The sequence below is a fragment of the Pantoea phytostimulans genome (genome assembly GCF_046118715.1).
Taxonomy (GTDB): Bacteria; Pseudomonadota; Gammaproteobacteria; order Enterobacterales; family Enterobacteriaceae; genus Pantoea; species Pantoea phytostimulans.
The window spans coordinates 3,397,798-3,409,182 of the sequence record NZ_CP173698.1 but is presented as its reverse complement, the minus strand read 5'-3'; the positions used below and the strand labels follow the sequence as shown (position 1 = coordinate 3,409,182).

The following is an 11,385-nucleotide window of genomic DNA, read 5'->3' as shown; positions in this document are numbered from 1 at the left end:
ACGAAACTGGAGACACCATGAATATCACGCATGCGTATGCTGCTCAGGATGCTAAATCCAAACTCGCACCGTTCGATTTTAAACCGCGCGAACTCCGCGCACATGATGTGCAACTCGACGTTTTGTACTGTGGCGTTTGCCACTCAGACCTTCATCAGGCTCGTAACGAATGGCGAAACACTATTTTCCCTGTGGTGCCAGGTCATGAAATTGTGGGTCGCGTCACCGCTGTGGGTGCAGATACTCAGAAATACAAAGTGGGTGATTTGGTTGGCGTGGGTTGTATGGTTGATTCCTGCCGCAGCTGTCCAAGCTGTCAGGAAGGCCTGGAACAATATTGTGAAAACGGTTTTGTCGGCACCTATAACGGTGAAGACCGCGAAACCGGCGCGATCACTTACGGTGGCTACTCAACCTCAATGGTCGTAGATGAAGGCTTTGTGCTGCGTATTCCAGAAAACCTGGAACTGGCGGGCGTTGCGCCGCTGCTGTGCGCGGGCATCACCACCTATTCGCCGTTGCGCCACTGGAATGTTGGCCCAGGTAAAAAAGTAGGTATCGTGGGTTTGGGTGGTTTAGGCCACATGGGCGTGAAAATTGCGCACGCGATGGGCGCACATGTTGTGCTGTTCACCACTTCGCCGTCAAAAATCGAAGATGGTAAACGTCTGGGCGCTGACGAAGTCGTGGTCTCAAAAGACGCGGATCAAATGGCGCAGCACACCAACAGCTTCGACTTTATTCTCAATACCGTTGCGGCTCAGCACGATCTGAACCCTTTCATCGCTTTACTGAAGCGCGACGGCAACATGACGCTGGTTGGCGCACCGGAACACGATCACCCTGCTCCACAAGTATTTAACCTGATTTTTAAACGTCGCAGCATTGCAGGCTCACTGATTGGTGGTATCGCTGAAACGCAAGAGATGCTGGATTTCTGTGGCAAGCATGGCATTACCTCAGACATTGAACTGATTGCCATTAATCAGATTAATGAAGCCTATGAGCGCATGTTAAAGAGTGATGTGAAGTATCGTTTTGTTATTGATATCAAAACATTACGTGAAGAAACTGCTGCTTAAGCCTTACGCCGCTGAACCATCAGGTCCTCGTCTGTATTACTGGCGAGGACCGCTGTTTTACTTTTACTTTGCTGTTCCCGCCTGCTGATAAGAAGCATCAACCAGATAGTAGATCTGCGAGTCCTTCAACGAGCCATCCAGAAAGAGTGTGTTCCAGTGCGACTTATTAAGATGTTCGCTGGGGAAAACATCTTTGTGTTCTTCACGCATTAAGTCTGCCAGGGCAGGTGTCGATTTCAGTGACACCGCAGGACGCCCTTCGACATCGTGAACCATGGCAAACAGCATGCCATCGCATTTAATTTGCGTTGCTTTCCAGTCACTGTGTACGCTCTGTTCTGCGCCAGGTTTGCTCATGCAATAGGTCAATAACTCCGAAGTATTCATCCTCATTCCCCTTGTAAAGTGGCGACGATTCGCCTCGCACCGCCATGTATGCGGTGTTCTCCCAGCCAAATACCTTGCCAGGTTCCCAGTACCAGCTTTCCTCGCTGAACGGGCAACAGCAACGAAACACCTAACGTCGATGATTTAATATGCGCAGGCATGTCATCGCGACCTTCATAATCATGCTGATAAGGCGCATCTTCTGGGACGTGGCGCATGAAATGTTGTTCCATATCGCTACGCACCGTGGGATCGCAATTTTCATTTAGCGTTAACGATGCCGAGGTATGCTGCAACAGCAAATGCAGTAGACCGGTTTTGATTTCAGCCAGCGCAGGCAGCTGATCGACAATCTCTTCAGTGACTAAATGAAACCCGCGTTGTCTGGCGTTCAGCGTTAAGGTTTGTTGATACCACATGCTTTTTCCCTAAATCGGTTACACCTTTTAAGTGTGCAGCATGTCGCGAAAAGGTAAACCCTGCAGGGAAATTAAATAAAAGATCCGGGACGTGAGAGAACAGTCGAAGGTGCGGGCATTGTTTCGAGATGGGTACGCGGCTCGCGCAAACAGCGGCTGTTGAAAACGCTAAACCTGATATTAACACGCACTCAGGTCCCCATAAGAGCGGTCTCCTTTATCGTGACGGCTAAAAAAACGGTAAAAAAAACCGCCGAACGACGCCGACGGTTTGTTTCTTTTCGTAAGTTTTACATCACCGCAGCAAATGCTTCAGCCACCTGATGTACGTTTTTACTGTTCAGGCCAGCAACACACATACGGCCACTTCCTACCAGATAAATGCCAAACTCTTCACGTAAACGATCAACCTGCTCGGCGCTTAAACCGGTATAGCTAAACATGCCGCGTTGCTTCAGCAAATAATCGAAGTTTTGACCCGGCAAAGCGGTGCTTAATACCTGCACCAGTGCTTTACGCATGTCCAGAATACGCAAGCGCATCGCTTCCACTTCTGCTAACCAGCTGGCTTTTAAGGCAGCGTCATTCAGCACGCGCGCAACAATCTGTGCGCCGAAGTTCGGTGGGCTTGAGTAGTTACGACGCACAGTCGCTTTCAGCTGACCCAGTACGCGGCTTGATTCTTCAGCACTTTCGCAGACGATAGACAATCCGCCTACACGCTCGCCATACAGTGAGAAGATTTTAGAGAACGAGTTGCTGACTAACGCTGGCAAACCTGCCGCCGCAATTTTGCGGATAGCGTAAGCATCTTCTTCCATGCCTGCGCCGAAGCCCTGATAAGCGATATCAAGGAATGGAATCAGCTCCTGCGCCTTCAACACTTCAGTGGTTTGATCCCATTGTGCGTTGGTCAGATCAGCGCCGGTTGGGTTATGACAGCATGGATGCAGTAACACGATACTTTGCTTAGGCAGCGTTTTCAGTTTTTCAATAAAGGCTTCAAAACGTACGCCGTTAGTTTCAGCGTCGTACCATGGATAAGTATTTACCTCAAAACCTGCACCATTGAAGATAGCAACATGGTTTTCCCAGGTTGGATCGCTCACCCAGACATTGGATTGCGGAAAATAGCGCTTGAGGAAATCAGCACCGACTTTCAGTGCGCCCGATCCGCCCAGCGTTTGGATGGAGGTTACACGGCCTGCTTTTAGCATTGGGTGTTCAGCACCAAACAGCAGCGGTGCAATCGCGTTACGGTAAGGATTCAAGCCTTCCATCGGCAGGTAGAGCGAAGCCTGCTGCGGCTCAGCATGCAGCTGTTCTTCCGCTGCGGCAACGGCCTGCAACTGAGGAATAATGCCGTGCTCGTCGTAATAGAGCCCAATGCTGAGGTTAACTTTATGTTCGCGAGGATCCTGTTTAAAGGCTTCCATCAGCGACAGAATCGGGTCGCCGGCATAGGCATCAACGTTTTGAAACACGGTGCAGATCTCCATGATTGGTCTTGTTAAGCAGGGAATGTAAGCAGATCACTTGTCTCATTAAACCATGTAGCGTCCAGGACGATGGTTCATAGCGATAATCAGATTAAGAATTACCGCGCCTGCTATCGAGGCGAGCAATATTGGCATGCTGACCACGAACAGCGACGCCAGCACCACACAGGTGTCGACTGCCATTTGCAGTTTACCGGCACGGATACCAAAACGATCCTGCAGCCAGAGCGCCAGAATATTGATGCCGCCGAGGCTGGCTTTATGACGAAACAACACTATAAACCCAATCCCCATGATTACGTTACCGAACAATGTCGCATAAAACGGATCGAGGTTGGAAAAGTGAACGAACAGCGGATGAAGGTGAGTGAAGAGTGAAACTAACCCCACAGCGCAAAACGTTTTAAGCGTAAATTCCCAGCCCATGCGGCGCACAGCCAACCAGTAAAATGGCAGGTTGATCAGAAAAAATGCGCTACCAAATGACAGCGGGGAGATATAGCTGATCAGGAAAGCGATGCCGGCGGTGCTGCCGGTTAAGGCGCCCGCTTGCTTCAGCATAATGACGCCAAACGACACCATTAATGTGCCCATCACTATCGCCAGCGCATCTTCTATACGGGAATGGGGAATACGGGAAGGTTGAACAACGTTATCCATGGGTGTTTTCTCATTGCAAATGATGCGGTTCAAATGCAAAAAACGCACCATACCGACAACGTTTTTCTGCTGTCGGCAGGTGCCAGCGATTATCCCATTGATATCTAAGGCGCTTTATTGCAGGTTTTTGTGCATGAATATCAATTAAACCGTCAAATCATGCACAAATTCTTTTTTGGTGCGCGTTTTTTGCATTAATTACCAACATTCTGCACCAAAACCGCACATCACGCACTGTTTTAGCGCGCGGTATGCTCAGGAATCATCATTAATCCATTCTCTTTTAACCGGCCCAGTACTACCGATGTTTTAACGTGTGAAACGCTTTGATGTCCGGCGACTAACTGGCTGATTAGTGCCCCCAGCGAGGGCAGATCAGAGACGGCTACTTTCAACAGATAATCGGCATCGCCCGTGGTTTTATACGCATCAACAATTGCATCTTCCTGCTCCACCATACGGTGAAAGCTCTCTACATATTCTGCCGTATGGTTAATCAGGCGAACTTCTATCAATCCCACCATACCAAGACCAATCGCGTCGGGCGAGAGCCGCGCATGATAGCCAAGAATCAAATTGGCCTGTTCGAGATTAATACGGCGGCGGGAACATTGAGACGCAGAAAGACCCACCAAGTCACTCAATTCCTGATTAGTCAGTCGGCCATTAGCTTGCAATAAAGTCAGTATTTTAAGGTCGTAATCGTCTACATGCGTCATTCTGATTCCAGAGCGTTATAAGCGTCGCTTTGTTACAGATAACCCGATCACTGGTGAGGTTGTCCAACACTATTTTCTGATGACAGGCTTGACATGCACAGAACGTGCATGTCAGCACAAAGAAAGGCTTATTCGTCGTCGTATTGCGGGCCTGCGTAGTTATCGAAACGCGACCATTGTCCATTAAAGGTCAAACGGACCGTGCCGATTGGGCCGTTACGCTGTTTACCCAAAATGATCTCAGCAATCCCTTTGAGGTCGCTGTTTTCGTGATAAACCTCATCGCGATAGATAAACATAATTAAGTCCGCATCCTGCTCGATCGATCCTGACTCACGCAAATCCGAGTTGACCGGGCGTTTATCGGCACGCTGCTCCAGCGAGCGGTTAAGCTGCGAAAGCGCCACCACCGGCACGTTTAACTCTTTGGCCAACGCCTTAAGGGAGCGCGAAATCTCAGCAATTTCCAGCGTACGGTTGTCAGACAGTGACGGCACGCGCATCAGCTGAAGATAGTCGATCATGATCATGCTCAACCCGCCATTTTCACGAAAGATACGGCGCGCGCGTGAACGGACTTCTGTTGGCGTTAGCCCGGAAGAATCATCGATATACATGTTCTTCTTCTCCAGCAAAATGCCCATGGTGCCGGAGATACGCGCCCAATCCTCATCGTCGAGTTGGCCGGTACGAATACGGGTTTGATCCACGCGTGAAAGCGACGCCAGCATACGCATCATGATCTGCTCGCTGGGCATCTCCAGACTGAAAATCAGCACTGGTTTATCATGCAGCATCGCGGCGTTTTCACACAGGTTCATGGCGAACGTGGTTTTACCCATCGATGGACGGGCCGCGACAATAATCAGATCCGATCCCTGCAAGCCTGCGGTCTTTTTGTTGAGATCCTGATAACCGGTATCGACACCGGTAACGCCGTCGTGTGGTGTTTGATATAGCGATTCGATACGCGAGACGGTCGATTCAAGGATTTGCTCGATGTTTTTCGGGCCATCATCCTTGTTGGCGCGCGCTTCAGCAATTTTGAAGACGTTGGATTCCGCAAAATCCAGCAGCTCTTCGCTGTTTCTGCCTTGCGGATCGTAACCCGCATCCGCAATTTGATTGGCGACCGAAATCATTTCGCGAACAATGGCACGTTCACGCACGATATCGGCGTAAGCACCAATGTTTGCTGCACTTGGCGTGTTTTTCGCTAATTCGGCTAAATACGCAAAGCCGCCTGCCATTTCCAGTTCGCCACGGGTTTCCAGCGATTCTGAAAGGGTGATCAGGTCAATGGGTTGGCTCTCTTCCAGCAAACGCTGCATTTCTGAAAAAATCAGACGATGCGAACGGTTGAAGAAATCGTTGGCGACGACACGCTCTGAAACGTTATCCCAGCGTTCGTTGTCCAGCATTAACCCACCGAGCACCGATTGCTCCGCTTCCAGCGAATGCGGGGGCATTTTCACGCCAGCCAGCTGACGATCATGCGTTTCGTTCGATTTGTTGGTGGGTTTATTTCCTGCCATAGTGAATGCAATACCGATCTTCTGTGGGGACGCGCCAGTATACCTTGTTGTCGCGCGCGCCTCACCCTCATGATGAAACAATCACAGGAGTAAGAATGGCAAAGCGTATTCAATTCAATGCACACGGCGGCCCTGACGTTCTGCAGTGGATCGACTTTGAACCTGCCGATCCCGCTGAGAATGAAATACAGGTTGAGAACAAAGCCATCGGCATTAACTACATTGATACCTACGTGCGCAGTGGACTCTATCCAGTAGGCAATTTCCCGTCAGGTTTAGGTACCGAAGCGGCCGGCGTAGTAAAGCGCATCGGTAAAAATGTGACTCGCTTTACGCCTGGCGATCGCGTGGTTTATTGTCAGGCGGCATTAGGCGCATACAGCGAACTGCATAACGTGGCGGAAGATCGATTGATGTTGCTTCCCGATGCAATCAGCTTTGAGCAAGGCGCAGCCAGCTTTTTAAAGGGCTTAACCGTGCAATATCTCCTTCGTCAAACCTACAAAGTTAAACCTGACGAAATTTTCCTGTTTCACGCTGCCGCAGGCGGTGTTGGCCTGATTGCCTGCCAGTGGGCAAAAGCGTTAGGTGCCCATTTGATTGGCACTGTGGGTTCAGCAGATAAAGCGCAGTTGGCTAAAAATTCCGGTGCATGGGCCACAATTAATTATCGCGAAGAAAATATTGCACAACGCGTAAGTGAGTTAACCGAGGGTAAAAAAGTTGCCGTGGCTTATGACTCGGTAGGTAAAGATACCTGGGAAGCCTCTTTAGATTCACTGCGTCGACAGGGTTTATTAGTGAGTTTTGGTAATTCGTCTGGTCCAGTGACCGGAATCGACTTGGGTATTTTGAACAAGAAAGGGTCGCTGTTTGTTACCCGACCTTCGCTGTTTGGCTACATCACTAATCGTGAAGAGCTGGAAATTGCCAGTGCTGAGCTGTTCTCGCTCTTAGCCAGCGGGGCCATAAAAGTTGATGTGCCGGAGCAGCAAAAATTTGCGCTTAAAGATGCCAGCCAGGCACATAAAACCCTGCAAAGTCGAGCGACTCACGGTTCAAGCCTTTTGATTCCTTAAATGCAAAAAGGGCTTCTCTTAGGAAGCCCTTTTTGTCTTTTTTATCGTTCGCGCTGGTGTAGGGACAGCGGCGATGAATGCGTTTTGACTCAACGAGAGTAATCCTGACAGAAAACATAAGTAAAAAATATGTTTAATTGCCGAATTGTTCTAAGCAATTTCTGAGTCTGTGATCGCACCCGCATTTAGCGCCAACTATTACGATCTAACCGATTGATTTTGCGTTTAAGCCTGGCAAGAGAATGCGACTCTTTGTTAGCAAAAAAGGTACGGTATAGCCATACCGACGCCACCGCTAACACTAGCCACGGCAACAGTTTGATAACAAGAGCAAACAACCCACCGACAAACATCACCATGGTTGCAACCACCAATGCGGCAATAACGCCAAGCAATGAAACACCGGTTACTAGCAGCATCAGGAAGAACCCTAATACAAATAAAATTTCCATGTTAGCGCCTCTTTAATAAGCTAATACTGAGCTATTACAAGAAATGTGCCAACGTGTAATTGCCTGAATTATAAGAAAAGAGCGGCATAACTGAATTTCAGCATTAGCGAGAATCATCAATTTTTGGCGTAAAAAAAACCAGCCTTTGCAGGCTGGCTTCGTTAAGCTTCGTTAATTTAGGCTTCTTGAGGAATTTTGTCCGCCACCAACGTTAATGCGGCTTCCAGCACGCGTACATCCGCGCCAGGTTTATGCGCATTTTCACTTAAATAACGACGCCACTGACGCGCGCCCGGGATACCCTGAAACAGGCCCAGCATATGACGCGTCACATGGCCGAGGTAAGTGCCTTTGCTCAACTCTGCTTCAATATAAGGATACATCGAGCGCACAACCGCCACTGGATCGACAACAGACGTTTCACGATTAAATAATTCACGATCAACCTGCGTCAGAATACCCGGGTTTTGATAAGCCTCGCGGCCCATCATCACACCATCCAGATGTTGTAGATGCAGTTTCGCTTCTTCCAACGTTTTAACGCCACCATTAACTGCCAACGTTAGATGCGGAAAGTCACGTTTGAGCTGATAAACACGTGGATAATCCAGCGGTGGAATTTCACGGTTTTCTTTTGGGCTTAAGCCGGAAAGCCAGGCTTTACGCGCATGGATAATAAAGGTATCGCATCCACCACGCTCTGCTACTGTGCCAACAAAATGGGTCAGGAATTCATAGCTATCCTGCTCATCAATCCCGATTCGGGTTTTTACCGTTACCGGTATGCTGACGACATCCCGCATGGCTTTGATGGCGTCCGCCACTAAATCGGCTTCTGCCATCAGGCATGCACCGAAGCGACCATTTTGTACGCGGTCAGATGGACAGCCTACGTTCAGGTTAATTTCATCGTAACCGCGCTCTTCTGCCAGCTTAGCGCACTGCGCCAATGCCGTGGGATCGCTACCGCCAAGCTGTAGCGCAACCGGATGCTCCTCTTCACTATACGCAAGGTAATCACCTTTACCGTGAATGATTGCGCCCGTGGTAACCATTTCGGTATAGAGCAGCGTGTCGCCGGTGAGCTGGCGATGAAAATAGCGACAGTGACGATCGGTCCAGTCGAGCATAGGTGCAATGGAAAAACGTTGCGAAGAGAAGGTATCGGTCATGAAGCGCAGAGAATCCGGTGGTTATGAGTGATGATATTCTGTGCAAGAATACCACAAGGGTGGGCGACATTGCATCGCCCACCCTTTTCTATCCGTGCAGATCGTTAGAAATTGAACCCGAGCTGCATCATTGCGCCCCAGGTATTATTGGCACCTGCTGTACCTGCAAGATCTACATGCACCGCGTTATTAAATGGCGATAAGCCGAAACCGGCGGTAATAACGTTTTCATCATTAGAACGCATATCTGCTCGATAGCCGGCACGCAGCTGCAACCAGTCTAACACCCGATATTCACCACCGACCGCAGCATATTGATTACTGCCCTCTGATTTGAAGCGCTTGGTTTCAGTTAAATCTACATCGCCGGTTAAGGTAAATGGACCTTTATCCCAGGCAAGTCCTGTGGTTACCAGCGGGCGAATTTGGTAAGTATCGCGGTAGCCGTTGACCTCTTTTGTATCAAGATCGCGTGAAATCAGGTTTTGTCCAGTCAAGCCAAAGGTCCAGTTTTCAGCAAAGGTTGTGGCTAAGCCTGCATCAACGTTGAAGCCGGTATCAGAGCTACGATAACGTGAACTGTTGATATCGCTTTTGTCGTAGTTGTAGAGACTATCGGTGTAGTTATAAAGCCAGGTTTTCTGAATCTTAGGTGTAACCCCGATTGAAACGGGTTGGCCGGCAATCGTGAACTCATGCGCCACGGAAATACCGTAATCGGTAATCAACGCCGCCAGGCCATTGGCGCTGGAACGCAAATTGTCCTCATCGCCAGGCACTGGGATGACGGAACCATTGGCAACACCTTGTAAGTAATCAATATCACTCTGCGCTACGTTAGCCTGCACATGGACAGTTCCGTAGGCTTTGGTTATGAAAGCGAAAGGCAGGGTTTCATCAGGAATGGTCACGGCGACAGCCACACCCGCACGGCCATCCGCTTTGTTGCCCTTTAAATCGCTCAGTTGATTTGCTACATCACCCGTTGCCGCCCGTAATTCAGGGTAGCCACGTAAATAGTCGGCAAAAGTCAGATTATTAATAACGTCCTGATAGCGATCAACGGTATCGGAAATATCATCGACTTTGTCGATTAGCTTGTCGTTATCAGTGATTTGCACACCCGCTGAAGGGAAAATAATACTGACTTTATCTTCAGGTTTGGCGCGCGTCATCAACGCCGGGTTTGCCAGCACGGCAGAGCCATAGGTTGATGAAGCGACGCCGGTTCCACCCATGGCATCATTGCGTGCGTCATACCATGTCCCTGCCGCCATGGCGGAAGAAGAAATAAACAGTGCACTTAACATCACCGGGTAAGCCAGCGCTGAGCGCTGAACGAATTTTTTCACCATCTGCCTGTCATCACCTGTAAAAAGTGCCGTCGAATCATTCAACGACTGAATAGGTTGTTAGCGCTATTGTGAACGTCAGCTAACACGTTATTGCTGTGAATTCGAAGGAAACAGTGTCTCAATTCAACGGATTGGATGTTTTTGTATCAGATTAGCGTTGTTATTGTTCAAGTTAGTGCAAAAAGAACGGTGCAAGACCAGCCATTCCTTAAATACTTTTGAACATTAATACTTAACTCAGTGAGATGCAAAGCGAAATGGCGGAAAAATCCTCAACCTGTTGAAATAGGTTGGATCTATTTAAGCGAGGCTTCCGCACTTAACCGAAATTTTGACGCGTAGAAAGTGACGTAAATGCCTGTTTTTCACGCCCGGTGCAACGCCTGCGTGAACAAAATTTGTGTGATAAAATAACATCACTTATTTAGCGGAGAATTTTCATGTCGACGATGACGTCAGAGCAAATTATGTCCCAGGCGGAAAAACTGTGCCTGCAGCGCGGTGTTCGTCTGACTACGCAGCGTGCAGAAGTATTACGTTTGATGGCTGAGCTGCCAGGTTCAATCAGCGCCTACGATTTGCTGGATCAGCTACGCGTAAGTGAGCCGCAGGCTAAACCTCCTACCGTATATCGCGCGTTGGATTTTTTGCTTGAGCAGGGTTTTATTCATCGTGTTGAATCCAACAACAGCTACGTGATGTGCCACCATTTTGATGCACCTGCGCATACGTCTGTGATGCTGGTATGCGATCGCTGTGCGGCGGTTATTGAAAAACATGCACAGGGCGTAGAAAACATCATTGGTTCGCTGGCCACGGATGCACATTTCGCTCTACGTCATAGCGTCATTGAGGCGCACGGTTTATGTGAGAAATGCGTTGCGGTTGAAGCTTGTACACACCATGAAAGCTGTGAACACGATCATCAGGTTGACGTGAAAAAGCGTGGGAAGAAGGGATAGTTGGCACATCCTTGTGCCTGTCCGGTATGAGCGTACCGGTGGGTAGGAGCATCGTCCTTAAACT

The 11,385-nt window shown here is 49.1% G+C and carries 12 protein-coding genes; 3 read left to right on the top strand and 9 right to left on the bottom strand.

Going from position 1 to position 11,385, the window contains the following annotated elements; all coding sequences use genetic code 11:
* Positions 1-17: 17 nt before the first annotated feature.
* Positions 18-1,082, top strand: coding sequence for an NAD(P)-dependent alcohol dehydrogenase (locus tag ACF2G4_RS15940; RefSeq protein ID WP_215847893.1), 1,065 nt, complete (start codon positions 18-20; stop codon positions 1,080-1,082).
* A 63-nt stretch (positions 1,083-1,145) separates the two neighbouring features.
* On the opposite strand, the gene ACF2G4_RS15935 is transcribed toward ACF2G4_RS15940, so the two are convergent.
* The 6 genes from ACF2G4_RS15935 to dnaB all read right to left on the bottom strand — a co-directional run bounded on the left by ACF2G4_RS15935 (position 1,146) and on the right by dnaB (position 6,301).
* Positions 1,146-1,469 carry an MmcQ/YjbR family DNA-binding protein gene (locus ACF2G4_RS15935; protein ID WP_215847894.1) on the bottom strand — a complete coding sequence of 108 codons (324 nt, stop codon included), beginning with the start codon at positions 1,467-1,469 and terminating at the stop codon, positions 1,146-1,148.
* A 2-nt stretch (positions 1,470-1,471) separates the two neighbouring features.
* Positions 1,472-1,888: a secondary thiamine-phosphate synthase enzyme YjbQ gene (locus tag ACF2G4_RS15930; RefSeq protein WP_215847895.1), complete on the bottom strand. Its 417-nt coding sequence runs from the start codon at positions 1,886-1,888 to the stop codon at positions 1,472-1,474.
* A 290-nt stretch (positions 1,889-2,178) separates the two neighbouring features.
* Complete coding sequence (locus tag ACF2G4_RS15925) at positions 2,179-3,372, bottom strand: amino acid aminotransferase (protein WP_215847896.1); 1,194 nt, start codon at positions 3,370-3,372, stop codon at positions 2,179-2,181.
* Between the two features lie 60 nt (positions 3,373-3,432).
* Positions 3,433-4,047, bottom strand: coding sequence for a YitT family protein (locus ACF2G4_RS15920; protein ID WP_215847897.1), 615 nt, complete (start codon positions 4,045-4,047; stop codon positions 3,433-3,435).
* 239 nt (positions 4,048-4,286) lie between these two features.
* Positions 4,287-4,766 (bottom strand): Lrp/AsnC family transcriptional regulator, encoded by a 480-nt coding sequence (locus ACF2G4_RS15915; protein ID WP_215847898.1) that lies wholly within the window; start codon positions 4,764-4,766, stop codon positions 4,287-4,289.
* A 128-nt stretch (positions 4,767-4,894) separates the two neighbouring features.
* Complete coding sequence (gene dnaB, locus ACF2G4_RS15910; RefSeq protein WP_215847899.1) at positions 4,895-6,301, bottom strand: replicative DNA helicase; 1,407 nt, start codon at positions 6,299-6,301, stop codon at positions 4,895-4,897.
* 95 nt (positions 6,302-6,396) lie between these two features.
* On the opposite strand from dnaB, the gene ACF2G4_RS15905 reads away from it, so the two are divergent.
* A complete protein-coding gene (locus tag ACF2G4_RS15905) occupies positions 6,397-7,380 on the top strand; it encodes a quinone oxidoreductase (protein WP_409075132.1) in 984 nt (327 codons plus the stop codon).
* A 185-nt stretch (positions 7,381-7,565) separates the two neighbouring features.
* On the opposite strand, the gene pspG is transcribed toward ACF2G4_RS15905, so the two are convergent.
* The 3 genes from pspG to ACF2G4_RS15890 form a co-directional block, all read right to left on the bottom strand.
* Positions 7,566-7,832 carry an envelope stress response protein PspG gene (gene pspG, locus ACF2G4_RS15900; RefSeq protein ID WP_243078791.1) on the bottom strand — a complete coding sequence of 89 codons (267 nt, stop codon included), beginning with the start codon at positions 7,830-7,832 and terminating at the stop codon, positions 7,566-7,568.
* Between the two features lie 176 nt (positions 7,833-8,008).
* On the bottom strand, positions 8,009-9,004 hold the full coding sequence (dusA, locus tag ACF2G4_RS15895) for a tRNA dihydrouridine(20/20a) synthase DusA (RefSeq protein ID WP_243078792.1): 996 nt from the start codon (positions 9,002-9,004) through the stop codon (positions 8,009-8,011).
* A gap of 104 nt (positions 9,005-9,108) precedes the next feature.
* Positions 9,109-10,359 (bottom strand): conjugal transfer protein TraF, encoded by a 1,251-nt coding sequence (locus ACF2G4_RS15890; protein ID WP_409075131.1) that lies wholly within the window; start codon positions 10,357-10,359, stop codon positions 9,109-9,111.
* A gap of 440 nt (positions 10,360-10,799) precedes the next feature.
* On the opposite strand from ACF2G4_RS15890, the gene zur reads away from it, so the two are divergent.
* Positions 10,800-11,321, top strand: coding sequence for a zinc uptake transcriptional repressor Zur (gene zur / locus ACF2G4_RS15885; RefSeq protein WP_409075130.1), 522 nt, complete (start codon positions 10,800-10,802; stop codon positions 11,319-11,321).
* Positions 11,322-11,385 lie beyond the last annotated feature (64 nt).

What these genes read in the sequence shown, in the direction of transcription:
- ACF2G4_RS15940 (WP_215847893.1), top strand. Translation starts at nt 18, where the DNA reads ATGAATATCACGCATGCGTATGCTGCTCAGGATGCTAAATCCAAACTC.
- ACF2G4_RS15935 (WP_215847894.1), bottom strand. Translation starts at nt 1,469, where the DNA reads ATGAATACTTCGGAGTTATTGACCTATTGCATGAGCAAACCTGGCGCA.
- ACF2G4_RS15930 (WP_215847895.1), bottom strand. Translation starts at nt 1,888, where the DNA reads ATGTGGTATCAACAAACCTTAACGCTGAACGCCAGACAACGCGGGTTT.
- ACF2G4_RS15920 (WP_215847897.1), bottom strand. Translation starts at nt 4,047, where the DNA reads ATGGATAACGTTGTTCAACCTTCCCGTATTCCCCATTCCCGTATAGAA.
- ACF2G4_RS15915 (WP_215847898.1), bottom strand. Translation starts at nt 4,766, where the DNA reads ATGACGCATGTAGACGATTACGACCTTAAAATACTGACTTTATTGCAA.
- dnaB (WP_215847899.1), bottom strand. Translation starts at nt 6,301, where the DNA reads ATGGCAGGAAATAAACCCACCAACAAATCGAACGAAACGCATGATCGT.
- ACF2G4_RS15905 (WP_409075132.1), top strand. Translation starts at nt 6,397, where the DNA reads ATGGCAAAGCGTATTCAATTCAATGCACACGGCGGCCCTGACGTTCTG.
- pspG (WP_243078791.1), bottom strand. Translation starts at nt 7,832, where the DNA reads ATGGAAATTTTATTTGTATTAGGGTTCTTCCTGATGCTGCTAGTAACC.
- dusA (WP_243078792.1), bottom strand. Translation starts at nt 9,004, where the DNA reads ATGACCGATACCTTCTCTTCGCAACGTTTTTCCATTGCACCTATGCTC.
- ACF2G4_RS15890 (WP_409075131.1), bottom strand. Translation starts at nt 10,359, where the DNA reads ATGGTGAAAAAATTCGTTCAGCGCTCAGCGCTGGCTTACCCGGTGATG.
- zur (WP_409075130.1), top strand. Translation starts at nt 10,800, where the DNA reads ATGTCGACGATGACGTCAGAGCAAATTATGTCCCAGGCGGAAAAACTG.